We start from the raw sequence: 25,031 nt of genomic DNA on the forward strand, positions 1-25,031 counted from the left end.
AACGTCACGCCGAGGGCGCCGACTTCGTGGTGCGGGCGTGCGAGCCGGCGTTCCACGCGCGGGCTCAGGTGGTGCGGGCATGGAGTTCCAGGGCGGACAGCAGGTGGATCTGCGCGTCCACCCAGGGGCGTGCCGCCGCGGGCGGGCCCTCCTCGTGCAGGGTCGTGAGGAAGGCCCGGACCAGCCCGGCGGAGGCCGACAGCCCCGCGCGGGACAGACCCGTCGCGGCGGCCTCGAGCTGGGCGCGGGCGCCCTCGCCGAGTTCGCGCAGGCCGCGGTCGGCCGGCGCGGCCATCGCCGCCAGCGCGCCCTCCAGGGCCTCGGTGAGAGGGTCGCGCGGACGCGGCAGCAGGTTCGGTACGAGGCGGGAGCCGGTGGCGGGGCTCAGGTCCGGTACGGTCACGCCCTCGGCCGTCATGACCGCGATCGGGTCGAAGACGAGCCCGCCGCCCGTCACGCGGACGAAAGCGCTCAGGCAGCGGACCTCGCCCCGGCTGCCGTCCAGGCACGAGGCGAGCACGTCCAGCGCGCCGGGGCTGTACGGGTTGTGCGTCGCCGAGAGCGTGGCGCAAGCCCCGTGCGCGTCGCGCACGGTCGCCTCGAGACGCTGCTCGGCCGGGTCGTAGCCCAGCTCCCCGACCTCGTGCACCTCGACCACGCGGACGGAGTCGGCCTCGGTCCGGGGCCGGACCAGGTACGGCGGCAGCCGGTCCAGGGCGCGGGCGTGGGCGCCGAAGTCCCTGAGCAGCAGCGGCTCCGGCAGCTCCGACCATGCCGAGCCGACCGGTGTCACGCTCGTCGACGCCACCCGGCTGCCGCCGATGGTGACCGACAGGCCGGGCGTACGGGAGGCACTCTCGCTCACCAGGTTGGCGCGGGCCACCGCGCCCAGCGGGGCCCCGGCCACCCGCCGGGTCGCCAGATCGGGCCCGGTCGGCTCCTGGCCCGGCGCGAGGTCCCACCGTCGGCGCAGCACCAGGCCGGTCCCGGCGTTGCCGTCGGCGAGGAACACCTCGGCGGTCCGGTCGGCCGGGGTACCGCTGATCCGGCAGCCGAGCGCCGTGAGGCGCACCCGGCGCAGAGCGGTGTCGCCGCGCTCCGCCGACCCCAGGATCTGGGACGCGGCGAGCTGCGTGGTGTGCGCGGTGTGCGCGGTGTGCGTGGCCGCGCGGTGGCGGGCGTGGAACTCGGTGACCAGGGCGGCGAGCCGCTCGGCCCGGTAGCGGACGCCGCGGGCGGCGTGGTCGTCGAGCTGCTCGATCACGTCGGTCAGCGTTCCGGCGGGCCAGTGCAGGGCCCGGGCCGTCAGCTCGTCCCGCACCCGGCGCAGGGCCGTCGCCAGGACCGGGCCGGCGTGGGCCGCGCCGTCCAGCAGCAGGTCCTCGAGGAGGGCGGCCGCCGTGCTCAGCTCCGGCGACCCGGCGGCCCGCGCCCGGCCGCCACTCCCGCCCACGTCCACCTGGACGGGCGGATCCGCCGGATCGGCCTCGGTGGCGGCACGGAAAGCCCAGACGGCGAGCGCGATGACCTCCCCGCGCCGGTCGGCGGTGGCGTCGGTGACCGCGTGCCCGATGCCGTCCGGTGCCGGTACCGGGAACCGCACCGTACAGGTGGGCAGCTCGGCCCGGGCGGCGGGCTCCTCGGCCGTGGCGTGGTGCAGCCGGGCGGTGTAGCCGCGGGTGAAGGTCCGCCGGGCGGCTGCCACGGCCCGCGCCCCGACCGCGGCGCTCAGCGCGTCGTCGTCGAGGCTGCCGGGGGACCACGGCTCCCCTGCCACATCGGCGCCGGCCCCGGTAGCGGCCCCGGTCTCGGCGGCCGCCCGCTGACAGGCGAGGACCAGGCCGATCAGGTGCCGGCAGATCCCCGGTGCCCCACAGGTGCACGCGCCCCGGTCGAGGCCCGCACCCGGCGGCAGCGACACCTCGGTGCCGTCCGGGAACCCGCCGCGGAGCGTATCGTCCGCGTCCGCGGACACCACCGCCCCGGCGCCCGCCTCCAGCTCCTTCACGGCACGTTTGACCAGGCCGCGGTTGGCGAGCGAGGCCAAGGTGGCGAGGTCGAGGGCCAGCAGGTCGGTGCGTGCCGTCCCGGTGCGTGCCGTCCCGGAGCCCGCCGTCATCGGCCCAGCCTTTCGGCGACGAACTCGGCGAGCTGACCGGGCGTCATCGCGCCGACGTGCGCACCGGCGTCCGCGAGCCGCTGCGCGATCTCCCGGTCGTACGCCGGGTTCGCCTCCTCGTCGAGGGCGGCGAGGCCCAGTACGGTCGTGCCCTGTCCGGCCAGCTCGCGTACGGCGCGCACCAGCCGGTACGGGTCGCCGCCCTCGTAGAAGTCGGTGATCAGCGCGACGATGGCGCGCCGCGGGTTGTCGATCAGCCGGGTGCCGTAGTCGACGGCCTTCGCGATGTCGGTGCCGCCGCCGAGCTGGACGCGCATGAGCAGCTCGACCGGGTCGGTGACATCGCTCGTCAGGTCCACCACGCTGGTGTCGAAGGCGACCAGGTGGGTCTTCAGGCCCGGCAGCCCCCACAGGCTCGCGGCCGTGACCGCGGAGTGGATGACCGAGTCGACCATGGAACCGGACTGGTCCACCAGCAGGATCAGCTGCCACTGCTCCAGGTGGGGCCGGGTCCGCGAGTGGAAGCGCGGCCGCTCGATCAGGATGCGCCGCTCGGCGGGCTGGTAGTGGGCCAGGTTGGCGCGGACGGTACCGCGGAAGTCGAAGTCGCGGGCCGAGGGCAGCAGGCTGGGGCGCCGCGAGCGCGTACCGGTGAACGAGCGCCGGATCTCCGGCGTCAACCGCTCCAGGAGCCGGCGCACCACCGTCTCCACGATCCGCCGGGCCAGGCGCAGCACCTCCGGGTTCATCAAGTGCTTGGTGCGCAGCACGGCGCGCAGCAGGGTCGCGTTGGGCTCCACGCGCTCCAGCACGGCCGGGTCGGTGACGATCTCGTGGATCTCGTAGAGCTCGACGGCGTCCCGCTCCAGCCGTTCGATCGTCTCCTTGGGGAAGAGCCGGTGGATGTCGTCGAGCCAGTCGACCGCGGTGACCGCCGAGGGGCCGTCCCCGCCCTGACGTGCGTTCACGCCGGGACGGACACCTCGCCGGGCCTGTTCCGGGTCGCGGCCGTAGAGCCAGTCCAGTGCGGCGTCGCGGGCGGCGGCCTCGGCGCCGAGCGGGCCCGTGCAGCGTTCGGCGGGGGCGCCCAGGATGAGCCGCCACCGCTCCAGGCCGGGATCGGGGGCGCCGGCGCCGGCCGGACGGGGGCCGGGGGCGGTCACGGGGCGGCTCGCAGGCCGTAGCGGTCAAGGGTGCGTTCCACTTGGTTCTCCAGGCTCCGGGCCCGCGCGATCAGCAGCGGGTCGGCGGTGACGCGCAGCAGCGACCGTGCCGAGCCGCGCAGCCCGCGCCGTTCGATCAGTTGGGCGGCGATCCGCTCGCGCTCGCGGGGCGGGAAGTACGCGAAGGCCTGCCGCAGCGCGGGCAGACCCGCCAGGAAATCCTCCTCGGACATGTCACGGACCAGCTCGTCGAGCACGCCGACCAGCGGTTCCGGTCCGCCGCCCGACGTCAGCTCGGTACGGGCGAGGGCGAACAGGCCCGCCAGCCAGTCCCCGAGCATCCCGGGCGCGGCCGCCGCGCGGGTCGCGGCGGCCGCGTCGAGACCGCCGGTGCCGGTGTCCCCCAGCACGCGGCGCAGACCGAAGGCCGCACCCCGCAGGTCGGCCGGGACCGCCGGATCCGTGCCGATCCGGCGGCAGACCCCGGCCACCGCCTCCCGCGACACCGACAGCAGCTCCTCGGCGTGCAGGACCGCATCCCGTACGGCGGACAGCGCGCGCAGCCTGCCCTGGTCGGGGCCCGCGCCCGCCCCCTGAACGCCCTCGGCCAGCCACAGGACGCGGCCGACGGCGGTGTCGACGGCGGCGCCGAGCAGCGGGTCGCGGGCCACGCCGTACACCCGGTCGTGCCGCCACAGCCCGAGGGCCGTGTGCAGTGCCCCGCCCAGCGCTCCGAGCGCGGTCGCCCGCCCGAGCCCGGCCCCCAACTCCGCGACCAGGCGGGCGGACAGCCGCGTCGCGCCGCACACCACGGCGTCGAACAGGACCCCCGCCAGGGCGTCGGGCTCCGGGCCCGCGGCGCGCATCCGGTCGTCGAGGGCGACGGCCGAGGCCGCGTCGAGGGTCGCGCCAAAACCGCCCGCCTCGATCAGCGCGGCCTCACGGCCCGACGCCGTACGGGGCTCCCAGGTCTCGGTGAACACCGGGTCGGTGCCGTGGGAGGGGCCGCTCACCCGGGTGAAGCCCGGTATGTCCAGGACCCGCAGCCGGTGCAGGACCTGACTGCGGGTCAGGTCAGCCGGGTCGGTCAGGCGCAGCGTGACGGGACGGCCGTGGTCCGGACCCAGGTCCAGCGCGGCCAGCCGGGCCTCGACGTCGTGCACGAGCGGAGGCAACGGCGTATCGGGATGCAGCCGCCCGACGCGGTCACCGCTGCAGGCGGCGACCATCTCCACGACGACCGGGTGGGCTCCGGGGCGCAGCGGGCCGCGCCGGGTCCACGGCAGCGGCTCGTCGAGCGCCTCGGTGATCAGCGCCCCGGCCAGTCCGTCCAGCAGGTCAAGGCGGGTCGGCGCCCGGTGCCCGCGCAGCGCGGCCAGGCCCAGCGCGGTGCCGCGCGCGGCGATCAGCCCGGCCGTCGAGACCGGATGGCCGCGGTCGCGCAGCCGCCCGGCGACCGCCCGTACCAGGCCTTCGCCGGCGGCGACGGGGCCCGCCTCCCACAGCCGCTGGTAGTACGCGGGCGAGGGCATCCCGGACTGGTACCCGGCGAAGGCGTCGAGCTGCCGGAAGGAGTACGGGACCAGGAAGCTCCCGCCGACGGCCCCGTCGGGCGGCTCCGGTACCTCCGGCCAGCCGCCGCCGGGGTCGCCGGCCGCTGGTGAACCGGCCAGCGCGACCAGCGCGGGCCGGTGGAAGCCGCCCGTGACCACGAGGACCGGGCGCTCCCCGGCGTCGGCCACGGCGGCCCGTACCCAGGCGGCCATGTACCGCTCCCGTGCCTGGTCGCCGTCATCCGCGTCCGCGTCGCCGCGTACGACGTCGAAGTACGCCTCCAGCCGGGCGCCGAGCCCGCCGTCCCCCGAGTCGTCCCCGCCACCGGCACCGGACGCGGGCTCCGGCTCCGATTCGAACATCCGGTCCCAGAGGGCGTCGACGGAATCGACGTGGAAGCGCCGGCATAGCCGGTCGGTCGCCTCGGCGTAGCGGGCCTCGGCGTCCGCGTACCGGTTGGTGCGTCCGGCGAACGCCGGGTGCCAGGCCGGCAGGTCGATGAAACGCACCTCCGCCCCCGCCGCCCGGCCCGCCGTCAGCGCCACCCACTCGGGCGAGTAGTCGCACAGCGGCGCCCAGGACGTGGCGGTGCGCTCCGGGTCCCGGTAGTGGCTGAACACGGCGACGGGCAGCTCATGGCCCAGCAGCAGCTCGTCCAGGCGGCCGTTGAGATCGGCCGGACCCTCGACCAGTACGTGGGCGGGCCGGAGCTCCCCGATCGTGCGGGCGACCAGGCGGGCACACGCGGGGGAGTGGTGGCGTACGCCCAGGAAGGTTGCGGTCATCGGCTCACCTGCTCATGCATTCATCGGCCCGCCAGCAGGTGGCGTGACGCGTGCAGGGCCTTCCACTGCGCCCCGCCGCGCTTGGCCGCCCGCTGTTCGAGGTAGCGGCGCAGCCGGGCCAGGTCCTCCGGACTGTCCTTGGCCGCCGTACCCGCCAGGCAGGTGACCAGGTCCGCCGCGTTGCCCGGCTCGCCGCGCAGGAACCACCCCCGTACGCCCACCGCGTGGGCCACCGACACGGCTTCGGCGGTGCTCATCACGGAGGACAGCCGGTCCGTGCCCGCCCCGTCGCGGCCGACTCCGGAGCGCAGCTCCCGGAAGGTGGTGACGAGCACCTCCAGGACGTCCGGGTCCGGCGCCGCGGTCACGCCCGAGCGCTGGAGCAGGGCCTTCGCCTCCGTCTCGACCAGGGCGATCTCGGTGTCCAGGTCGGAGATGGGGAACACCGTCTCGTAGTTGAACCGCCGCTTGAGCGCGGCGCTCATCTCGTTGACCCCGCGGTCGCGGGTGTTCGCCGTCGCGATCACGTTGAAGCCCTGGCGGGCGAACACCATGGCGTCCGGGCCCGCCAGCTCCGGTACCGCGACGACCCGTTCGGAGAGCAGCGACAGGAGCGAGTCCTGGACCTCCAGCGGGCAGCGGGTGATCTCCTCGAACCGTACGAGCCGCCCCTCCCGCATCCCGCTCAGCATGGGAGCCGGTACCAGCGAGCGCTGCGACGGGCCCTCGGAGACGAGCAGGGCGTAGTTCCAGGAGTACTTGATCTGGTCCTCGGTCGTTGCCGCGCCGCCTTGGACGACGAGCGTGGAGTCCCCGCTGACGGCCGCCGCGATCAGCTCCGACAGCAGCGACTTCGCCGTGCCGGGCTCGCCCACCAGCATCAGGCCCCGGTTCGTCGCCAGCGCCACCAGGGCCCGCTCGACCAGGGCCGTGTCCCCGACGAACTTGCGGCCGATGCCCGCCTCCCGGTCTCCGACGATGAAGCGGCGGGCGGCCCGCAGGCTCAACTGCCAGCCCGGCGGCCGGTGATCGGTGTCGGCGGCGCGCAGGGCGGCGAGTTCCCCGGCGTAGCGGACTTCGGCGGGCGGCCGCTGCAGCTGATCCGCGGCCGGGGCAGGGGTGGCGGCCGTCATGACGTCAGCTCCGTCAGGTCGACCAGCACCTCGGAGACGATGACCGGGGACAGGTCGCCGAACTTCAGCGGATAGCTGCGGGAGCTCCAGTGGTCGCCGGGACGGGTGTCGAGCCAGATCGTCTCCAGCTTCTGGTCGGGGAACTCGCCGATCATCCCGACCGCGATGCCCTCGTCGAGCTGGATCACCAGATGGCGCTCGGGGCCCAGCCGGCGGGAGAACCACCGCTCCACCCCCGCGTCCTGCGGCTCGCCGCGCTCCCAGCCGCGCTTCTGCAGCGCGAGCAGCCTGCCGACGGGCACCGTGAAGCCCTCGAAACGGGTCAGGCGCGCACCGGCGGCCTCCTCCTCCGTCACCGCCAGCACCGGCCGGCCCAGCTGCGGGAACGGCTGCACGATCTCGTAGTCCGCGAACAGCCCGGACCAGGTCTCCAGGGCGCCGTCCAAGTGCAGCGGGTGCGCCACGGTGATGCTCGCGTCGTCCCCGAACTTCACCGTCTCGTCCTCGACATCGGCGTACGTGCGGTCCTCGGCCACCCGGAACGCGGTCACCTCGCCCTGAGATTCGGCCCGCCAGACCAGACGCCGCACCAGGTGCCACACCAGCGGGTGCTCCACGAACAGCCGGCGGAACTCGGCGCCCGTCCACGAGCGCCCGTCGACCATCGCGGCCTCCAGCCGCCGTACCTGGTCCGAGGCGATCGTCCGGACGTCCTTCTTCAGCGCCATGAACCGCTTGCGCTCGGCGGTGGCGAGCTCCGTGTCGTCGCGGGTACCGGGCTTCGGCAGGTCCTTCAGGCGCCGGCCGTCCTCATCGAGCACGTACGGCTTGAGCTGCTCGTCGAAGCCGACGGTGAAGCGGCGCGTGCCGTAGTCGATGACCGTGCTGCCGTCCGCGCCGAGACCGAGGTCCGGCACCAGACGGTCCGACAGCTGCTCACCGGTGAGCCCCAGCCCGGCCGCGACCTCGGAGATCTTCTCCTGCGCGCGCAGCTTCAGCGCCTTGAACTTCACCCGCTGCGCGATCCCGTGCAGGTGCAGCAGGGCGACATCGGTGCCGATCGCCGCCAGGACGTCGAGGCCGTCGACGGCCCGGTGGTGGGCGCCCTCGCCGGGCCACGCGCGGATCACCGGCGTGAGGTCGCGTACGGTCGAGTCGTCGCCGAACCAGCCGAGCGCGGTCAGCGCCCACGCCTCCTTCGCCGGCATCCCGGCGAGCTGCCACTCCGTGAACAGGCCCCACACGAAGGCGGTCAGCGACTCCCGCGTGCACAGCTCGCCCACCTGGTCCAGCCCCGGGAACCGCGCAGTCGGCGTGGACACCGCCAACATCGTCAGCACGTGGCCGGTCGCCGGGGCGGGCAGGGCCCCGCCGGACTTCAGCAGGATCTGCGGCAGCGCCCGCGGATCGGCCCAGTCGGCCACCTTGGGCATGCGAGCGGGCAGCGCGGCCGCCAGCGGATCGGCGGTCAGCAGCTGCTCCAGGGCCTCGGCGGCCTCCGGTCCGTACTCCGCGACCACCGGGCGCACCAGGTCCGCGCCGTGCGCCGCCACGATCACCGAGAGGGCCCGCTCGGCGGCCGTCCGCGCCGCCCCGGGAGCGCCGAGCGCGTCGGGGACGAGCAGCCGGGCCGCGTCGGCGCCATGCCGCACGAACCAGGAACGCGCCGTCTCACCCGCCACTTTGAGCCGTACCAGCCACTCGGCCATCAGCCGGGCCACGCCCGCATCGAGGAAGGGGAGGAGGAGGGGTGCCATGACCGTCGGGTTGCGGGTCGCCATGCTCACGGCCACCGGCAGGGCGGCCAGTTCGTGGCGGGCGACGAGCGGCTTGAAGGAGTTCAGCCCCTCATAGGTGTACTCGGTGCCCTCCCAGCCGGTGAGCAGCGGACGCACCAGGTCGGCGGGACCCTTGACCAACACCGCCAGCGCGTCCCACATCCTGCGCCGCAGACCTTGGCGCAGGTTCTTGGCGTACGTCTCCCACGGGTAGTGCGGCTCCCAGCCGGTGACCCAGGATTCGGTGGAGGCCCACGCCTCCTGCTCGCCGGTCCGCCAGTTGATCCGGGCTCCTTCCGGAGGCACCAGGCCGGTGACCACGCGCGGTTTGACCACCGTCCGCTTGAGGGTCCACGGCGGGCTGGTCAGCAGCGGCGGCAGCGCCTCCGCCGGGGCCTCCTCCACGCGCTGCGCCCGGTGCGCGAGGGGAGCCACGAGCGCGGCGAGTTCCTCGGGGAGGGCCGGCAACAGGGTGAGCGCGAGCTCCCGGTGGGCGGCGACGTGCGCGCCCAGCAGCTGACGGGCCATCGCCGCCGAAGGCCCGGTGCCGAGCGAGGCCTGCGCGAGGATGCGCACGGCCCGCGCCGGATACCGGCGGGCCGCGGCGGCGGCGGACACCCGGACGTGCTTGTTGTCGAGGCGGTCCACGAGGAAGCCGAAGGCCTCGTCGGAGGGCAGCTCGGCGAGTGCCCCCGCCATGGACTTGATGCCGTCCGTGTCGGTGTACTTCCCGTTGAGTTCGGCTGCCAGCAGGGGTGCCATCGCCGGCCCGACGCCCTCCGCGAGGGTCGCGATGACCTCCGCGCTCCAGCCCCGCCAGCCGAGCTCCACGCGGCCGCCGAACAGGGCCACCTGCTCGGGCGATCCGAGGGAGCACAGCAGCAGCTCCCGCACGGCCCGGTCCGTGTGCGTGCGCGTTGCCGGATCGGCACAGCACTCGTCCACCCACTCCTGCTCCGAGGGGGCGATGAAGCACGCCGCCACGTGCTGGCGGGTGGTGCGGCGGGCGCGCGCGAGGCCGGCGACGGCGGCCTGGTACGTCTCTTCGTCCGCCATGGACAGCAGGGCCCGGACGCGCTCGAGGGCCGGCCGGGAAGCCAGCCTGCCCCAGCTGCCGTCGGGGCCGTCGTCGTCCGGCTGCGTGATCACCCCGTCGATGACGTGCTTGCCCTTCCGCGCCGCCCACACGGGCCGGATCTCAGGCAGCTCGGCCGCCGCGCGGGCGGCGAACGGCAGCCCGAACTCGGCCGCCCACGCATCCGCGAGGACGGTGAAGTCGAGGGTGTGCTGCCTCAGGAGCGTGGCGAGCACCGCGGCGCCCAGCGGGTTCCGACTGCCGGACCGGTGGGCCCGGGCGGCCTCCACGAGTTCGGGGTCGCTCTGCGGGGAGCGGAGTGCCCGCTCGACGCTCTGCGCGTCCCGTTCGAGCCACTCACGCACCGTCTGCGGCGCGCTCGCGTCGACGTCGGGCACGGTCCCGCTCACCCCGCCCCGCCGCGGATGCAGATTCCGCTTCCACGCCGCGGGCAGGACGAAGGTGTCCTCGTCCGCGGGTACGGCCGGCGCGGCAGGGGCGACGGCGATGACCGGCTCCGCGGTGCCTGGCTCTGCGGGAGTGGCTGCTCCGGCGGCCGCCCCGGTCTCCGCGTAGCCCTTGCGCTCCTTCTCGGCTATGGCCTTGACCAGGTGCGACTGGGCGTCAGCGGCGGAGCCGAACTCCTTGACCCGGGTCTGTCCGGCGGTCCCGGTGCGCCCGAAGCGGACGGTCACCGACGTGCCCTCCGCCGCCGCTTCCCAGAACTTGGCCGAGCCGCCGTCGACGTACTCCCAGCGCCGCACGCTGCCTCCCCTTGTCGCGCGTGATCAGTTGACCGAACAGTAAACGGCCCCTCTGACAATGCTTCGCCGGGGCGGCGTGGGACGCGCGCGGGCCCGTTGAGTTGAATGGGGGCCGACCACGCGACCGGACACCAAGGAGGCATCACCCGTGATCGTGATCGCCCATCTCAGCGACATCCACCTCGACTGCGGTCCGCGGGCGGCCGACCGTACCCGAGCCGTCATGGAGTACCTCGAGACCCTGCCGTACGACCTGGACGCCGTGCTGGTCACCGGGGACATAGCCGACCACGCCACTGCCGACGAGTACGGGCAGGCCGCCGAGCTGATGCGCTCGCGCCACCCGCTCGTCGTCTGCCCCGGCAACCACGACGAGCGGGCCGCCTTCCGGCAGGGGCTGCTGGGGGAGGGCGCCGGAGCATCGGCGGAACCGGTCGACCAGGTGCTGCGCGGGGACGGGTTCGTGCTCGCGGTGTGCGACTCGTCCGTGCCCGGCGAGGACCACGGCCTCCTGGGGGAGGCCACGCTGGCCTGGCTGGACGGGGTCCTCGCCGGTACTCCCCGCGAGACCCCGGTGCTGGTCGCCTTCCACCACCCGCCGGTCCCGCTGCACGTCCCGTACGTGGACGAGATCCGCCAGTTCGGCGAGGAGGGGCTCGCCGGACTCGTCGACCGGCACCCGCACCTGACGGCCTTCCTGTGCGGGCACGCCCACACCGCGGCGGCCACCGTCTTCGCGGGCCGGCCGCTGCTGGTGGCGCCGGGCGTGGTCTCCACGGTCCGGCTGCCGTGGGAGGCGCGGACGGGGGCGTCCGAGCACGTCCACCTCGACGAGCCCCCCGCCGTCGCCTTCCACGTACTGGGTGACGACGGCCGCCTGACGACCCACTACCGGGTGGTCGCCGCCCGCCGGTAGCTGCTGCCGTCCCGGGTACGGGTGAGGTGGCCGGAGGTGACCAGGTAGCGCCGCAGCGCCGAGCAGTCCTCGTGCACCGTGCGCAGGGCGTCGTTCACCTCGGGCTCCGTGTACTCCCGGTCCGCCGCGAAGAGGGTCTGCGCGAGGTGGACGAGCAACTGCTCGCGCCGGGCCGCCTTGCGGGGGACCGCCAGGAGGCGGCCGCCGGAGAAGAGGTCGGATACGTCCCGGCCCCGGCGCGTGCGGACGGCCGGCTCTTGATGCGCGGTGCTCTGTGACATGCCAGGAGCCTCCCCCGGCGCCCGCCGCCCCGGCAACGCAATTTCCAATCCGCCCGCCCGATCGAAAAAGTGACGGGCATTCACCTTACTGAGCGGTAGATCCATCAGTACCCTCCCCGTGACCGCTTCCTGCCCCCCACGGAGGAGCACGTATGCGACGTCCCACCGCTCGCCTGAGAACTGCCGTCGCCACCGCGCTGATCGCCCTCGGCGCGACCCTGCTGACACCGGCCGCCACGGCCGCGGGCGCCGCCGGCGCAGCCGACCCGGTGCCGCTCCCGATCGCCGACTACTGCGGCAGCCAGTGCTCGGACATCCTGCCGCCCGGCCAGAGCGGCAACGCCACCCTCGCGCAGATCCTCCTGCACCAGGCGTTCGGGACGTTGCCCGCCCACACCTCCGACCAACTGGCGCGCTACGACTCGCTGGTGGCCGGCTATCCGGGCCTGACCGACGCCAAGGTCAACGACTTCTTCAACACGGCGTCCTTCGGCGTCCCGGCCGACCAGGTCGAATCCACCACCAGCCCGCGCCCCGACGTCACCATCACCCGCGACAAGAAGACCGGCGTCCCCCACATCAAGGGCACCACCCGCTACGGCACCTCCTTCGGCGCGGGATACGCCGCAGCCCAGGACCGGCTCTGGCAGATGGACCTCTTCCGGCACGTGGGGCGCGGCGACCTGACGCCCTTCGCGGGCGGCGCCCTCGCCAACCAGGGCCTGGAGCAGCAGTTCTGGCCGCAGGCCCCGTACACCGAGGCCGACCTCCAGGCCCAGGTGGACCGGATACGCACCACCGGGGGCGAGCGCGGCCGGCTCGCGATGGAGGACGCGCAGGCCTACGTCGACGGCATCAACCTCTACCGCACCCAGTCCAAGAACGGCCGCTACTTCCCCGGCGAGTACGTCCTCACCGGCCACATCGACTCGATCACCAACGCCGGCGAGATCCAGCCCTTCAAGATCACCGACCTGATCGCCCTGGCCTCCGTCGTCGGCGGCCTCTTCGGCGGCGGGGGCGGCGGCGAGGTGCAGGCCGCGCTGTCCCTGCTGTCCGCCCAGCAGAGGTACGGCCCGGAGGAGGGCACCAGGGTCTGGGAGTCCTTCCGCCAGCGCAACGACCCCGAGGCCGTGCTCACCGTCCACGACGGCACGAGCTTCCCGTATGCCCAGAAGCCCGCGGACCCGCAGGGCGCCGCCCTCCCGGACGCCGGATCCGTGGCCGCCGAACAGCTCGTCCACGACCGTACGGGCGCGGCGACCGCCCAGGAGGCCGCGAGTCCGCCGAAGCTCCTGAAGCAGAGCATGTCCAACGCCCTGCTCGTCTCCGGCGCCCACACCGCGAGCGGCCACCCCGTCGCCGTCTTCGGGCCGCAGACCGGCTACCTCGCGCCCCAGCTCCTCATGCTCCAGGAGCTCCAGGGCCCCGGCATCAGCGCCCGCGGCGCCTCCTTCGCGGGCGTCAGCATGTACGTGCAGCTGGGCCGCGGCCAGGACTACGCCTGGAGCGCCACCTCCGCGGGCCAGGACATCACCGACACCTTCGCCGTCGAACTGTGCGAGCCCGGCGGCGGCGCACCGACCAAGGCGAGCACCTCCTACCTCTACCGGGGCACCTGCACCCCGATGGAGAAGCTGGAACGCACCAACGCCTGGAAGAAGTCGGTCGCCGACCCGACCCCCGACGGCTCCTACCGGATGCAGGTCTGGCGCACGCACTACGGCATCGTCACCCACCGCGCCACGGTGGCCGGGAAGCCCGTCGCCTACACGGCGCTGCGCTCCACCTACCGGCACGAAGCCGACTCGATCATCGGCTTCCAGATGCTCAACGACCCGTCGTACGTCACGGACGCCCGCACCTTCCAGCAGGCGGCCCAGCACATCGGCTACGCCTTCAACTGGTTCTACGCCGACTCGCGCGAAGCCGCGTACTACAACAGCGGGCTGAACCCCGTGCGCGCGCCGGGCGTGGACGCAGCCCTGCCCGTGCACGCCCGGCAGTCGTACGAGTGGCAGGGCTTCGACCCGGCCGCGAACACCGCCGCCTACACCCCGCCCGCCGAGCACCCGCAGTCCATCGGCCAGGACTACTACATCAGTTGGAACAACAAGCAGGCGAAGGACTACGGCGCGGCCGGCTTCGGCATGGGCGCCGTGCACCGAGGCGATCTCCTCGACCGCCGGGTCAAGCAGCTCGTCACGGCCGGCGGGGTCACGCGCGCCACGCTCACGCAGGCGATGGCCGAGGCCGCCGTCACCGACCTGCGCGCCGAGAACCTGCTGCCCGAACTCCTCGCCGTGCTGCGCAGCGGACCGGTCGCCGACCCGGCGGTCGCCGCGGCCGTCGACAAGTTGGCCGCCTGGCAGGCGAGCGGCGGCAAGCGCAAGGAGACCGCCCGGGGTTCGCGGACGTACGCGCACGCGGACGCGATCAGGATCATGGACGCCTGGTGGCCGCGGCTGATCAAGGCCGAGTTCGAACCGAGCCTCGGCACACCGCTGTACGACGCCCTGCGCGCCTCGCTGACCGTCGACGAGGCACCCAACGCAGGTCACGGGCCCACCGGTTCGCATGCCGGATCGGCCTTCCAGTACGGCTGGTGGAGCTACGCGGACGAGGACCTGCGGATGGTCCTCGGGCGGCCGGTGGCCGATCCGCCGTCCCGGGTCCACTGCGGCGGCGGCTCCCTCGCCGCGTGCCGCGAGGCCATGACCGCCACCCTCAAGCAGGCGGCCGCGGCCACCGCGGCGGAGGTGTACCCGGCCGACGGGACCTGCGCGGCGGGCAACCAGTGGTGCGCGGACTCGATCGTCCAGCGCCCGGTCGGCGGACTGTCCCATCCGCAGGTCAACTGGCAGAACCGGCCCACGTACCAGCTGGTGGCGGAGTTCCCGGCGCACCGCTGAGCCACTGCCGGACACGAGGTACCGGCACGGCAGAGGCCCGCCGCGTCCGGACGGTCTCCGGGGCGGCGGGCCTCGCGCGCGGGTGCGGGTCAGGGGCCGACGGTGATCTGCTGCGCAGCGTCGGTCGTGTCGGTGACGAGGTAGACCGCGTTGAAGGTCGAGGTGGTCGCGCTCGTCGGGCAGCCGAACCCGCCGGTGACCTTGACCGGTACGGTCGCGTTGGTGAAGGTCAGGCTCGGCGGGGCGCCGTTGGCCCAGGTGCCGCCGACGTCGGCCGCGGCCGTGGGGGCCGTGGTGACCGTGCAGGAGGCGAGCCCGGTCGTCTTGACCACGAGGCCGCCGGCCGGCACGGTCATGGTCGCGGTGATCGGGGAGCCGTGCTGCATCGACACCGTCCAGGCACCGCTGGTGGTGACCGTCGGGGTCACGCCCGGGATGCTGGCGGTGCAGGAGCTGTACGTCGGCGCCGAAATCGGGGATGAGACGGGCCCGGCGGCGTTCTGGTTGCCGGGAGCGGCCGGCACCGTACCGGTGGCCACGGAGACGTTGCAGGTCACCGTCACCGAACCGGCTTTGAGGGTGGCCTTCCCGCTGAGGGTGGCCTTGAAGGCGTGCCCGGCCGGGGTGACGGTGGTCGACCCGGCCACGGGTAACGGCGCGGCGGAGGCGGTGACCGAGGCCAGCGACAGGGCTCCGGCGGCGGCCATGCCGAGGGCGAGCGCGGTGCGCGAACGGCTCATGGCTGTGCTCCTTGGGGATCGTGGTGCGGGGGTGTCGTGGGGGATGGGACGGGGGACGCGGTGGGGGATGCCGCGGGGGCAGGCGCAGGAGCGGTGGAGCGGGTGGCGGCGTACGGCTGCCAGGCGAACATCAGGCCGCCGCCGAGAATGCCGAGCAGAGTGCCGATGAGGAACCCGCCGAGGTTCGACAGGACCAGGGCGGCGGTGGCGATCAAGGTGGTGAGGATTCCCGCGAGAACGCGCTGGGCGGGGGAGAACCAGGCGGTGAGGCCGAGCACGACCATCACGACGCCCAGCAGGACGGACGGGATCCCCGCCACCCCCTGCTGGAGCATGATCTTCAGTGGTGCGAGGGGCAGGACGCAGATCCACGCTCCGGCCAGGATCGTGAACAGTCCGCCCCAGAACGGTCTGCCGCGCCGCCACCGCCGCCACCGCCGAGGGCTCAGAAGCATTCCTTCTTGCCCTTGGATATGTCCATCTTCAGTCCCGAGAGCTTGAACGTGCCGGCGTTGGTCGCCCACGCCGTCTGCTGCAGGTCGGTGATGCTGACCGTGTCGGCCTGCTGCGCGAACAGGTCCTGCATCCCCTGGGCATCGGCCGGGCCCTTGTCGAGGGTGGAGGCGTCCCGCCCGATCTCGATGTTGCTGAAGACCGCGTCGCCGGAGAGCTGGGTCGCGTCCACGAACAGGTTGCTCGCCTCGACGGGCTTCTTCTGGCCGGCCGTCAGGTTGAGCGAGATGTCGCCGATCACCGGAAGGGTGGTGACCACCGACTGGCACAGGCTGTTCAGCTTCGCCTCCCGGATGGCGGTGACGGCCACCGGGATCAGCTCTTCGCGGGCGTTGACGTCGACGCTGCCGTACTGGACGAAGCCCTCGCCCTCGAGGCTCTTCGCCGACACCTTGAACTGCTGCCCCGACACCGCGAAGGAGGCGGCGAGCGCGCCCTGCGCGAGGGCGATGCCGAGGCCGGCGGTCACGGCCACGGCGGGTACGGTCAAGACGGCGAACCGCCGCCAGCGGACACGGCCGGAACCGCTGTCCTCGGGGGAGCCTGGGGAAGAGCCTCCGGAGGAGTCTGCGTCGGATAAGTGCGGGGAACCCGTCATGAGATCGTCCCTTGTGATCGGCTGTACACCGTTGTTACCGACGAGTTGAATGTAAGAGTGCCAATGGGGGTTGGCAAGGTTGTGCGAGCGCACCCTTTCGGCCAACTCCTACTGCTCCGTACGCAGCAGTTCGGCGACTTCCGCGTCCACCCGGCGCGCCATCGCCCGCGCGAACTCCGCGGCCACCACCTCCCCGGCCACCGGACGCAGGGCCGTCACCGCATCCGTGATGTGCTGGAGTTGGGTGGCCGAAAGCCGCTCCAGGCCCTCCGGGCCGATCACATGCCGCCGGAACAGTCCGACGAACCGGTCCGCGAGCGCCGCCGCCTGCGCCTGTACGAACTCCCCGGCGTCCAGGATCTCCGCGAGCGGCACGCCCTGGCGCACCAGCGCGAGCGTCGCGTCCAGCAGGCGCGGGCTCGGGTGGGTGACCAGGTCCCCGTCGACCGTGACGTACCCCAGCTCGGCCGCCCGCCGGGTGTCCTCGGCGGTGGCCGTGGGCCCGAACAGCGTGCGCAGCTCGGCCCGGGTCATCGTCACGGGCTCTTCCCGCACCCAGTCCCGGGTCATCTCCCGTTCCAGGCCCAGCAGTCCGGACAGGCCGCCGCCGCCCTCCCACGCCTGCAGGAGTTCGGCGATGCCGTTGACCGTGTACCCGCGCCCCAGCAGATCGCTGATCAGCCGCAGCCGGCTCAGGTGCTCCTCGGAGTACCAGGCGATCCGGCCCTCGCGACGCGGCGGCGGCAGCAGCCCGCGCTCCTGGTAGTAGCGCAGGTTGCGCACCTTGACGCCGGCCGCGCGCGCCACGTCCTCACGCCGGTAGCGCCCGCCGCCCGTCCGGTGCTCGCCCGTTCCGTCCTGGCCCGTTCCGTCCTGGCCCGTCCCGCCCCCGCCCGTCCCGTACTGGCCCGTCCCGTCCTGCACCTGGCTGCTCACGCGCCAGAGTGTAGGACGTACCGGCAGGTCACATGGGCCGCGGCCGTTCTTCCTTGACCGCCCGCAGGATCACGAACTTCGGCTCGCTCGCGACGACTTCACTGTTGCCGAAGAGCCGCCGCAGGTGGGTGTGGTAACCCATGTGCCGGTTGGCGACGATCCACAGCTCGCCGCCCGGCCGCAGTACCTTGCGCGACTGCGCGAACATCCGCAGCGCCGTCGCGTCGGTGGTGGCCTGGTGGGAGTGGAACGGCGGGTTGCTCAGCACCAGGTCCACGGAGCCCGGATCCAGCATCGCGACCCCGTCGCCGACGTGGAACTCGGCCGTCCGCCGGCCCTCGCGGACGTTCGCCCGGTACGTGGCCCGCGCCGAGGCGACCGCCTGGTAGGACTCGTCCGTGAAGACGACCTCGGCGTCCGGGTCGTGCACCTGCACGGCCGTGCCGACGACGCCGTTTCCGCAGCCCAGGTCCACGACCCGGGCCCCGTCGGTGTTGGTCGGCAGGTTCTGCAGGAAGAAGCGGGTGCCGACGTCGAGCCGGTCGGCGCAGAAGATCCCGGCGTGGTTGACGACGGTCAGTCCGGAAGCGGACCCCGCGTCCTGGTCCACCGTGTACGTCACCGGCCACGGCCCGGGGGTCGTGGGCCGCGCGGCGCCGGGGGCGCCCGGCGTGCAGAAGATCAACCGCGCCTTCTTCTCGGCGAGCGAGGTCTTCGTCGGGCCGAGGATCCGCTCGAAGAGCCGCAGCGTGGAGGTGTGGATCTCCTTCACCATGCCGGTGCCGACGACCACGGTGCCCGCGTGGACGTGCGGAGCCAGCCGGTACAGCTGGTCCTCCAGCAGCGCCAGGCTCTTGGGTACGCGCACCAGCAGCACGTCGATCTTCCCGGGCGGCGGGTCCTGCGTGGTGAGCAGCGTGACCGTCGCCTTGGAGGTCCCGATCCCGTTCCGGTCCAGGTTGGCCGCGGTGGCGGAGCGGGTGAGGGAGGAGTCGGTGATCTGCGTCGGCCGGTACGCGGCGAGCGCCGTCGTCAGCGCCCCCCAGCGGTCACCGAGCACGGTGATCTGCCCGGCGCCGGCCAGGTCCACCGGGCCGCGCTCGCCGGTACCGGCGTCGAGGTGGCGCAGCAGGTACTCGTCGGCGGCGTCCCAGGCGCGGAGCCGGTCGCGCGGGTCCTCGGGGAAGCGGGTGAGCTCGTAGGAGCCGAAAGGCGTGGTCAGACGGTTCATATGGGACCCAGGCTAACCGAGCCGGAGCCCGGGCCCCGCATGCGCCAGGCCGGGAAGCCCCTACTCCGGGAACTCGCCCGCCATCGCGGCGGCCATCCGCAGGTACGGGCGGGCCTCGGCGGGCCGCCCGCTCCGCTCCAGCGTGCGACCGAGCATCAGCTGCGCGTAGTCCTCCACGGGCCAGCGCTCCAGGATGGCGCGGAGCTCGCGCTCGGCACGGGAGAGCTGGGCGGAGTGGTAGTAGGCGCGGGCCAGCAGCAGGCGGGGCGCCAGCTGCTCCGGCGCCTCGGCCGCCAGTGCGTCCAGGATGCGCGCGGCCGTCCCGTACTCCTTCGCGTCGAAGAAGAGCCGGGCCCGCTCCCAGCGCTCGGCTGCCGTCCCGTGCTCGAAGTACGACGCATCCATCGCGCTCATCGCGTCCTTTCCACCTTCCCGCTCGTGTCTGTGCCTCCAACACGCAGGGCAGGGGGAACATTCCACTGACCACGGCCGCCGTTGCGCCGATCCGCCGTTAGGTTGTCCACATGAGCAATCTCGATCGCCAGCCCGCACTCTCGGTCTGCGGCGGCCGCGGCTTCGTCGTGGCCGAACCGGTACGCGAGCTCCTCAGCCCGCGCACGGTCACGCTCGGGGAATCCACCGAGGTCCGACGACTCCTGCCGAACCTGGGCCGCCGCATGGTCGGAGCCTGGTGCTTCGTGGACCACTACGGCCCGGACGACATCGCGGACGAGCCCGGCATGCAGGTCGCGCCGCATCCGCACTCGGGGCTCCAGACGGTGAGCTGGCTCCACGAGGGCGAGGTGCTGCACCGCGACAGCGTGGGCAGCCTGGCGACCGTACGCCCGCGCGAACTGGGTCTGATGACCTCCGGCCGGGGCATCAGCCACTCGGAGGAGAGCCCGCGCCCGCACGCCCGCTTCCTGCACGGCGCCCAGCTGTGGGTGGCCCTGCCGGACGCCCACCGCCATGTGGAGCCGCACTTCCAGCACCACGCGGACCTGCCCCAGGTGACCGCCCCGGGCCTGACCGCGACGGTCATCCTGGGCACCCTGGACACCGCGACCTCACCGGGCACGGCGTACACCCCGATCGTCGGCGCGGACCTCTCCCTCGCGGCGGGCACCGAGACCCGGATCCCGCTCGACCCGGACTTCGAGTACGCGGTCCTGTCGATGTCGGGCGAGGCCCACGTCGACGACGTCCCGGTCCTCCCGGGCTCGATGCTCTACCTCGGCTGCGGCCGCACCGACCTCCCCCTCCGGGCGACTTCGGACGCGGGCCTGATGCTCCTGGGCGGCGAACCGTTCGAGGAGGAGATCGTCATGTTCTGGAACTGGATCGGCCGGAGCAACGAGGAGATCGTGCAAGCCCGCAAGGACTGGATGGAAGGCACCCGCTACGGCGAGGTGAAGGGCTATGACGGCCCTCCGATCCCCGCTCCCGAACTCCCCCCGGTGCCCCTGAAAGCACGCGGACGGGTGCGCTGACCTGCGCTTTTCGGAGAGCCTGGAGCACCCCGTGCCCGTTCGGTACAACATCCTGTACCGAACGGTTGCAAGTGCCGAATGTGGCGGCGGTGCTGCGGACAGCGGCGCGCCCACCAGGCGCCTCCGGGTGCGGGCACCTGCCAAGCCGGACGTTCGGCGCAGGGTGCTGCCCATCTCGGGTCACCGGAGGATCGACGTGGGGCGGCTCCACCCCGCCCATTGCGAGGCGGGGTGATGGTGCGTAGCCGGCGCGCTGTGGATATCAGTGCTGAGCCTGGGAGAACCTCCGCCGCCGAGCAGGATCGGGCGCGCTGGGCTCCGTCGTCTCGAGCACTGCTGAGACCACCGGCGGAGCGATCTCGGCCTGCGGTCGCCGTGTCAGGGAGCCCAACGGCCGCAGCCGGCGCCGGCGAGCCCAGCCCGGTCCGTTGCGCAGCTCGGCGTAGCGGACGACCGCGTCGCGGGTCATCGTCCGGATCCATAGCGGCCTTCCGACCATGATGCGTTCGGCGCCGGCCGACTCCCCTTCGAGGTGCCACCGCGTGGGATCGAGTACGACGTCGGTATAGATCTCGGCGACGAACTCGCAGTGACCGCCGTGGCCGATGGTGAAGCCGCGGGTCTCAGGGTGACCCCTGTGGTCGGTGGTGCTGGAAAATCCCTGGTCCAAAGCGATCTTCAAGGCCTCCACGGATCGGGACTGCGGGTCGTCCCATTGGGAGGTGTTCTGCCTTCCCCTGGTGCGCAGCAGCTCCTCGATCGCCGGCGCCGCTGAGGAGGTCCAGCCGTCGGCAAAGCCGTCGCTCGGCCCGAAGCCGCGTACGTTGTCCTGGCTTCCGAAGAGACAGAGGTCGACCCGCTGACCGTGCGCGTTCCGGAGCTGCACGTGCATGACTGCGGCGCCCCGGGTGTGCCATGCGGCGAACTCCGCGAACTCGACCTTGCCAACGCCTTTGACGTAGGAGGCTTCAGGTTCCAGGTCGAGGCCTTCCATGACCGAGGTACCGAAGTGACGCTCGATCCGGCGCGCCTCCTCCAACCGGTTCCGTGTTACGAACTGCTGCGACCCGATGCCTCCTTGAAGGCCTATGAGCGAGAGGCCGAGGGTCCAGGTTCGTCGCCCCGTGAGCTCGATGCCGTTCTCCTCGGCAACTTGTCGGACTGCTCGATCCGACCAGTAGACGTATCGACCGACCGCGGGACGGGCTGCCATCCGACCTCGAATTCATTCGGTTCATTCCGTGGGCTGGAGTGAGGCCATGCTGGCACCAGGGGACCTGTTCTTCGCGTGATCGGCGGGATCCCCACACGGACCAGTTCCCTTCTGGTAAGGCCGGAGGCGTCGACACGGATGCCTAGGGAGACCATGCGGGACCCTGGGGTGACGGTGGGGGGCGGGACTGACGAGTACGCGCGTGAGAAGGCACGGCAGGCCAAGGACCCGTTCCCCTCCCGCGGTGGGAAGAGTACGAGCCCGAGCCGCCCCGCGGATGACTGGGAGCGCCGGCTTCGGGCGCCGTTCGTACGACGCGGAGGTCGATGCCGCGCGCAAGCGGTTCGACGAGGCGCTGCGGGACCATGCGCGCGAGGAGCACAAACGGGTCGTTGAGGCTCACCCGGCCGTGCTCCCCGGCCTCGTCGACCGATACTGGGCGCTGTCCGTGCTCGACGCCGCTGAAGGCGGCTCACCGGTCCGCAGGGAGATCGAGGGCGTCGAGCGAGCGCTCTGCGTGTCGACCGGCACGACAGATGTGCACGCCGCCCTCGTTGCCGCCCGTCATCACCTGCCGGGCGCGGGTACCCTCGATGACTCCGTGCTTGTCGCCGGCTGATCGCATCAGCCGACAGTGGGCACCGCCGGCCCTGACGCAGGCAGAGGCGAGGCACGAGGCGGGATGCGTGTGCTTCGTGGGCACGCTCCAGACTGACGACGGACAGTTTGGCGTGCACTGGCCGCGGCCAGCGCCCGGGGCGGCAACTGCCGGTGAGGGTCACCCGATCGGATGCGAAGGAGTGCCAATCCGGCTGAGGCGGCAGAGGCTGGGCCCATGGCCGCCAAGCTGATCATCCACCCGCCGGACCAGCAGGGCTGGCGCCGTGTCCGCTATGACGGCGTCGCCATCGGAGTGGCACACCGTCCATCAGATGTTCGGGCTTTCCTCGCCGCTGCCGGGATGGAGAACGCCGAGGACGTCGACCTCGACCTCACCGACCCCGACTTCGTGGAGTGGAGGGGGTCGGCCCCGAGGCGTGGGAACCGTTTCCCTCACCGACTCCACGTTCCAGGGAGGGCGACCATGGCGGGTCTCGCGATGCCGTGGGGGCGGGGCGGCAAGAACCAGGGGCTCCTGCCCGGACGCGCCGGGGGACGTGGCTTCCCGTTGCACGCCCACCGGGCCCGGTAGGGGGCTGAGCGGTGAACCCGCGCCGACCGGAGACGGCCGTGCGGTGAACAGAGGAGCAGAGCGGTGACGGAGACCGGCCCGATCGTCGTGTTCGCGAACTTCCTCTCGGACTTGGCGGTGGATCTCGACGAGGGGCAGATCCTGACGCAGTGGGCCCAGCAGGCGCCGCGGAAGGCGTGGCTGCTTCGGCCGGGGGACGTGTTCGTCACGCCCGTGCCGCTGAGCCGGGAGTTCCTGCGTTACGTATACGACCTGACCGGGGTGCCCTCGGAATCGGTGGCGGTCATCGAGGTGCCCCCCGCCGGAGCCGTCCCGCTGGCGCGGGCGGTGCGCGAGGCCGGCCTCGTCGAGCAGGTTCGCGCTCTCGTCGGTGACCGGGGTGCGGCACTGCTGCCGACGGCGCTCGACGCGTCGGCGGTCGCATTCGCCCGGGACATCGGCATCGACGTCCACCCGTACCCCACGGTCGAAGCCGCAGAGGCCGCCTTGAAGATGACCACGCTGCTCAACACGAAGACCGGATTCCGCGAGACGGCCGGGCAATTGGGCATGCGGCTGCCGACGGGCCGGATGTGCCGGCGCCCGGAGGCCGAAGGCGTGGCGCGCGCCCTCCTGCGGGACCACGAGCGTGTCGTGGTGAAGCCCGACCGTTCGGCCGGAGGGCACGGGATGCGCTTCGTGTCCCGCAACGACCTGATGGGCGCGGCGAGCCTGCCGCTTGACACGGTCGGCGGGCCCGAGGGCCTGTGGGTGGTGGAGGAGTGCCTCGAGGTCGCCGAGTCGGTCAGCATCCAGATGGAAGTCTCCGCCGCCGGGACACGCGCGCTCTTCAGTGGTGCGATGCGCACGGTTCAGGGCTCCTTCACGGGCTACGCCTCTCCGCTGCCGCCGTCCGGCGCGCACGTGGCCGACGTACTGGAGGAGTGGGGGACGGCCCTGGGCCGCCACCTGGCTGACCACGGCTACGCCGGGCCTTTCGGGCTCGACGCCCTGGTGGACATGACCGGCGTCGCGTACGCGAGTGAGAGCAACATCCGCCGCACGGCCACCACCACACCCCACGCCATGGTCACCCGGTTGACTGCGGGATCGGCCGCGTCGCCCCCGGCATGGTCGGTGGCCAAGGGCTGGACCCGCAGCCCCATGGACTTCGAAGGAGCCCTTGCCCGGCTCCGCGCTTCCCACCTTGCGTTCGACCCGGATCGCGGCGAGGGCGTGGTGCTGTACGCGGACGCGCCACCCGACGGCCGTTCGTGGCGGTACGCGGTGATTGCCAGGAGCGCCGGCGACGTTGAGGAGCAGGAAAGCGTCTTGGCCGAAGTCCTCGCATTCGAGGGTGGCTGACCCGTCACGAGGCCGGTTCCAGCACCCCGGGGGTGCTGGAACCGGCCTCGTCATACGGAAATGCGATCAGGCGGGGCGGCCGCCGAAGGGAGCGCCGGTGCCGTAGTACGTGCCCAGCTCCTCCCGGTACCCGGCGTCGCCGAGGTGCTTGTCCCGGTGGAACTCGGGGGCGTTCTTGATCTGCTCCTTGGTGCGGTCGACGAAGACCTTCTGGTCCTCCGTGTCGATCCTGACGACCGTGCCGGCCGGCAGCAGGACCTCCTTGCCGAAGATCCATACGCCGGTGTCCACGACCAGGTAGGCGTCACCCACCTCGTCGGAGTGCTTGTCGACCTTGCCGATGCTGCCGTCGGTCGCCTCGACCTTGTATCCGGTCAGATCGGTACCGGCCAAGCGGCCCGCGGTCGGCTGGTAGCTCCACACATGCTCAGTCACGCGAAAACAACTCCTCCGGGCAACGGGAGACGGCGGAATAGTGAACTCTCCACCGGTCCTCCCTGTTCCGTACGTTGTGTTCGGCGGTTGTGCTGCGTTCCGCCTGAACTCCGCCTTCCCCGCCATTACGGCTTCACGCACCCGATCGAAATACGGGACCGGGGCGGCCGTCGATCATTGGGGGTAAGCAGGTTCCCTGCCGCGTTACGGCGACCGTCCCGGCCACCGCCATGCAGTGTCAGTACTGCGCTTCGAGTTACGGTTACCAGCGATACCAGCGGCCGCTACCGCCCTTGGGGCGGGCGACGAAACCGATCAGCCACAGGATCAGGACGGCGATAGCGACCCACCAAAGAATCTTCACCGCGAAACCAGCGCCGAAGAGGAGAAGGGCCAGCAGAAGAACGAGAAGCAGGGGAACCATGGTTATCAACCTCCGAAGCATCGTGTGCCCGACCGCATACAGGACATGCATTCGATTTCTATGTGTTTCTTATTCTGGCGAATGGGCAGAAGATTCTGTTTGCATCGTGCGACGGTGTGACGGTGCCGCGGGGGGGGGCGATGTGTCTGGGGAGACCTTCTTGCGCCGCTTGGCCCTACCCCCGACCGGTGAAGCGTCATACGGAGGGCGTCCGGGGCAGGGGCGAATGAGGCTTTCGCTGGTGTCGGCGCTGCCAGGGAATGTGGCGTACGGGCGCGGGTGACAACGGTCACTGCCCGGTGCGTCACTGGTGGGACCATAGCCATGAAGTGGACGGCAGTGGGGTGTACTGGTTCGTTGACACACGCCTGCGTCAACAACGCTGTGGGGCAGCACAGTTCGCCATCACGGGGACGCTTGCGGCAGCAGGTGCGG

20 protein-coding genes are annotated in these 25,031 nt (G+C 72.6%); 5 read left to right on the forward strand and 15 right to left on the reverse strand.

Going from position 1 to position 25,031, the window contains the following annotated elements; translation table 11 throughout:
* Positions 1–64: 64 nt before the first annotated feature.
* From ACZ6I1_RS12875 to ACZ6I1_RS12895, 5 genes are read right to left on the reverse strand one after another with little or no spacing between them, the layout of a single operon-like run.
* Positions 65–2,119 (reverse strand): hypothetical protein, encoded by a 2,055-nt coding sequence (locus ACZ6I1_RS12875; protein WP_469286369.1) that lies wholly within the window; start codon positions 2,117–2,119, stop codon positions 65–67.
* Entirely contained in the window at positions 2,116–3,282 is a 1,167-nt protein-coding gene (locus ACZ6I1_RS12880) for a VWA domain-containing protein (RefSeq protein ID WP_469286371.1), read from the reverse strand. The genes ACZ6I1_RS12875 and ACZ6I1_RS12880 overlap by 4 nt, the downstream gene beginning before the upstream one ends.
* Complete coding sequence (locus ACZ6I1_RS12885; RefSeq protein WP_469286373.1) at positions 3,279–5,621, reverse strand: DUF5682 family protein; 2,343 nt, start codon at positions 5,619–5,621, stop codon at positions 3,279–3,281. The genes ACZ6I1_RS12880 and ACZ6I1_RS12885 overlap by 4 nt, the downstream gene beginning before the upstream one ends.
* A 20-nt stretch (positions 5,622–5,641) precedes the next feature.
* Positions 5,642–6,754, reverse strand: coding sequence for an ATP-binding protein (locus ACZ6I1_RS12890; protein ID WP_469286375.1), 1,113 nt, complete (start codon positions 6,752–6,754; stop codon positions 5,642–5,644).
* The gene (locus tag ACZ6I1_RS12895) at positions 6,751–10,371 is read right to left on the reverse strand and encodes a DUF4132 domain-containing protein (protein ID WP_469286377.1); all 3,621 of its coding nucleotides are present in this window, start codon (positions 10,369–10,371) and stop codon (positions 6,751–6,753) included. Before ACZ6I1_RS12895 ends, ACZ6I1_RS12890 begins: the two co-directional genes overlap by 4 nt.
* A gap of 148 nt (positions 10,372–10,519) precedes the next feature.
* Here ACZ6I1_RS12895 and ACZ6I1_RS12900 point away from each other — a divergent pair, with 148 nt between their 5' ends.
* Positions 10,520–11,287, forward strand: a complete 768-nt coding sequence (locus tag ACZ6I1_RS12900; RefSeq protein ID WP_469286379.1) for a metallophosphoesterase — start codon at positions 10,520–10,522, stop codon at positions 11,285–11,287.
* Here the strand turns inward: ACZ6I1_RS12900 and ACZ6I1_RS12905 are convergent.
* Complete coding sequence (locus ACZ6I1_RS12905; RefSeq protein ID WP_469286381.1) at positions 11,260–11,568, reverse strand: DUF2087 domain-containing protein; 309 nt, start codon at positions 11,566–11,568, stop codon at positions 11,260–11,262. The genes ACZ6I1_RS12900 and ACZ6I1_RS12905 overlap by 28 nt on opposite strands.
* Positions 11,569–11,720: 152 nt before the next feature.
* Between ACZ6I1_RS12905 and ACZ6I1_RS12910 the strand changes: the two genes are divergently transcribed.
* Positions 11,721–14,480 (forward strand): penicillin acylase family protein, encoded by a 2,760-nt coding sequence (locus ACZ6I1_RS12910; protein WP_469286383.1) that lies wholly within the window; start codon positions 11,721–11,723, stop codon positions 14,478–14,480.
* Positions 14,481–14,569: 89 nt separating this feature from the next.
* Here ACZ6I1_RS12910 and ACZ6I1_RS12915 read toward each other — a convergent pair whose 3' ends face one another.
* The 6 genes from ACZ6I1_RS12915 to ACZ6I1_RS12940 form a co-directional block, all read right to left on the reverse strand.
* Positions 14,570–15,220, reverse strand: coding sequence for a hypothetical protein (locus ACZ6I1_RS12915; RefSeq protein ID WP_469286385.1), 651 nt, complete (start codon positions 15,218–15,220; stop codon positions 14,570–14,572).
* Positions 15,217–15,675, reverse strand: coding sequence for a DUF6114 domain-containing protein (locus ACZ6I1_RS12920; protein ID WP_469286387.1), 459 nt, complete (start codon positions 15,673–15,675; stop codon positions 15,217–15,219). The genes ACZ6I1_RS12915 and ACZ6I1_RS12920 overlap by 4 nt, the downstream gene beginning before the upstream one ends.
* Positions 15,666–16,223, reverse strand: a complete 558-nt coding sequence (locus tag ACZ6I1_RS12925) for a DUF6230 family protein (protein WP_469286389.1) — start codon at positions 16,221–16,223, stop codon at positions 15,666–15,668. Before ACZ6I1_RS12925 ends, ACZ6I1_RS12920 begins: the two co-directional genes overlap by 10 nt.
* 216 nt (positions 16,224–16,439) lie before the next feature.
* Complete coding sequence (locus ACZ6I1_RS12930) at positions 16,440–17,267, reverse strand: MerR family transcriptional regulator (protein WP_469286391.1); 828 nt, start codon at positions 17,265–17,267, stop codon at positions 16,440–16,442.
* A gap of 28 nt (positions 17,268–17,295) precedes the next feature.
* Positions 17,296–18,489, reverse strand: coding sequence for a methyltransferase (locus ACZ6I1_RS12935; protein WP_469286722.1), 1,194 nt, complete (start codon positions 18,487–18,489; stop codon positions 17,296–17,298).
* Positions 18,490–18,558: 69 nt separating this feature from the next.
* A complete protein-coding gene (locus ACZ6I1_RS12940; protein WP_469286724.1) occupies positions 18,559–18,903 on the reverse strand; it encodes a tetratricopeptide repeat protein in 345 nt (114 codons plus the stop codon).
* Positions 18,904–19,022: 119 nt separating this feature from the next.
* Here ACZ6I1_RS12940 and ACZ6I1_RS12945 point away from each other — a divergent pair, with 119 nt between their 5' ends.
* On the forward strand, positions 19,023–19,988 hold the full coding sequence (locus ACZ6I1_RS12945) for a pirin family protein (protein WP_469286393.1): 966 nt from the start codon (positions 19,023–19,025) through the stop codon (positions 19,986–19,988).
* 262 nt (positions 19,989–20,250) lie between these two features.
* Here ACZ6I1_RS12945 and ACZ6I1_RS12950 read toward each other — a convergent pair whose 3' ends face one another.
* Complete coding sequence (locus ACZ6I1_RS12950) at positions 20,251–21,027, reverse strand: RNA-binding protein (protein ID WP_469286395.1); 777 nt, start codon at positions 21,025–21,027, stop codon at positions 20,251–20,253.
* Between the two features lie 529 nt (positions 21,028–21,556).
* Between ACZ6I1_RS12950 and ACZ6I1_RS12955 the strand changes: the two genes are divergently transcribed.
* Both ACZ6I1_RS12955 and ACZ6I1_RS12960 read left to right on the forward strand, forming a co-directional pair.
* Positions 21,557–21,820 (forward strand): DUF5133 domain-containing protein, encoded by a 264-nt coding sequence (locus ACZ6I1_RS12955; RefSeq protein ID WP_469286726.1) that lies wholly within the window; start codon positions 21,557–21,559, stop codon positions 21,818–21,820.
* Positions 21,821–22,456: 636 nt separating this feature from the next.
* Positions 22,457–23,737 carry a preATP grasp domain-containing protein gene (locus ACZ6I1_RS12960; RefSeq protein WP_469286397.1) on the forward strand — a complete coding sequence of 427 codons (1,281 nt, stop codon included), beginning with the start codon at positions 22,457–22,459 and terminating at the stop codon, positions 23,735–23,737.
* Between the two features lie 66 nt (positions 23,738–23,803).
* On the opposite strand, the gene ACZ6I1_RS12965 is transcribed toward ACZ6I1_RS12960, so the two are convergent.
* Positions 23,804–24,172: a PRC-barrel domain-containing protein gene (locus tag ACZ6I1_RS12965; protein WP_469286399.1), complete on the reverse strand. Its 369-nt coding sequence runs from the start codon at positions 24,170–24,172 to the stop codon at positions 23,804–23,806.
* 262 nt (positions 24,173–24,434) lie between these two features.
* On the reverse strand, positions 24,435–24,596 hold the full coding sequence (locus ACZ6I1_RS12970; RefSeq protein ID WP_452789089.1) for a hydrophobic protein: 162 nt from the start codon (positions 24,594–24,596) through the stop codon (positions 24,435–24,437).
* Positions 24,597–25,031: the final 435 nt, after the last annotated feature.

The organism is Streptomyces sp. NPDC046303, assembly GCF_055588085.1.

What these genes read in the sequence shown, in the direction of transcription:
- ACZ6I1_RS12875 (WP_469286369.1), bottom strand. Translation starts at nt 2,119, where the DNA reads ATGACGGCGGGCTCCGGGACGGCACGCACCGGGACGGCACGCACCGAC.
- ACZ6I1_RS12885 (WP_469286373.1), bottom strand. Translation starts at nt 5,621, where the DNA reads ATGACCGCAACCTTCCTGGGCGTACGCCACCACTCCCCCGCGTGTGCC.
- ACZ6I1_RS12890 (WP_469286375.1), bottom strand. Translation starts at nt 6,754, where the DNA reads ATGACGGCCGCCACCCCTGCCCCGGCCGCGGATCAGCTGCAGCGGCCG.
- ACZ6I1_RS12905 (WP_469286381.1), bottom strand. Translation starts at nt 11,568, where the DNA reads ATGTCACAGAGCACCGCGCATCAAGAGCCGGCCGTCCGCACGCGCCGG.
- ACZ6I1_RS12910 (WP_469286383.1), top strand. Translation starts at nt 11,721, where the DNA reads ATGCGACGTCCCACCGCTCGCCTGAGAACTGCCGTCGCCACCGCGCTG.
- ACZ6I1_RS12915 (WP_469286385.1), bottom strand. Translation starts at nt 15,220, where the DNA reads ATGAGCCGTTCGCGCACCGCGCTCGCCCTCGGCATGGCCGCCGCCGGA.
- ACZ6I1_RS12920 (WP_469286387.1), bottom strand. Translation starts at nt 15,675, where the DNA reads ATGCTTCTGAGCCCTCGGCGGTGGCGGCGGTGGCGGCGCGGCAGACCG.
- ACZ6I1_RS12940 (WP_469286724.1), bottom strand. Translation starts at nt 18,903, where the DNA reads ATGGATGCGTCGTACTTCGAGCACGGGACGGCAGCCGAGCGCTGGGAG.
- ACZ6I1_RS12945 (WP_469286393.1), top strand. Translation starts at nt 19,023, where the DNA reads ATGAGCAATCTCGATCGCCAGCCCGCACTCTCGGTCTGCGGCGGCCGC.
- ACZ6I1_RS12970 (WP_452789089.1), bottom strand. Translation starts at nt 24,596, where the DNA reads ATGGTTCCCCTGCTTCTCGTTCTTCTGCTGGCCCTTCTCCTCTTCGGC.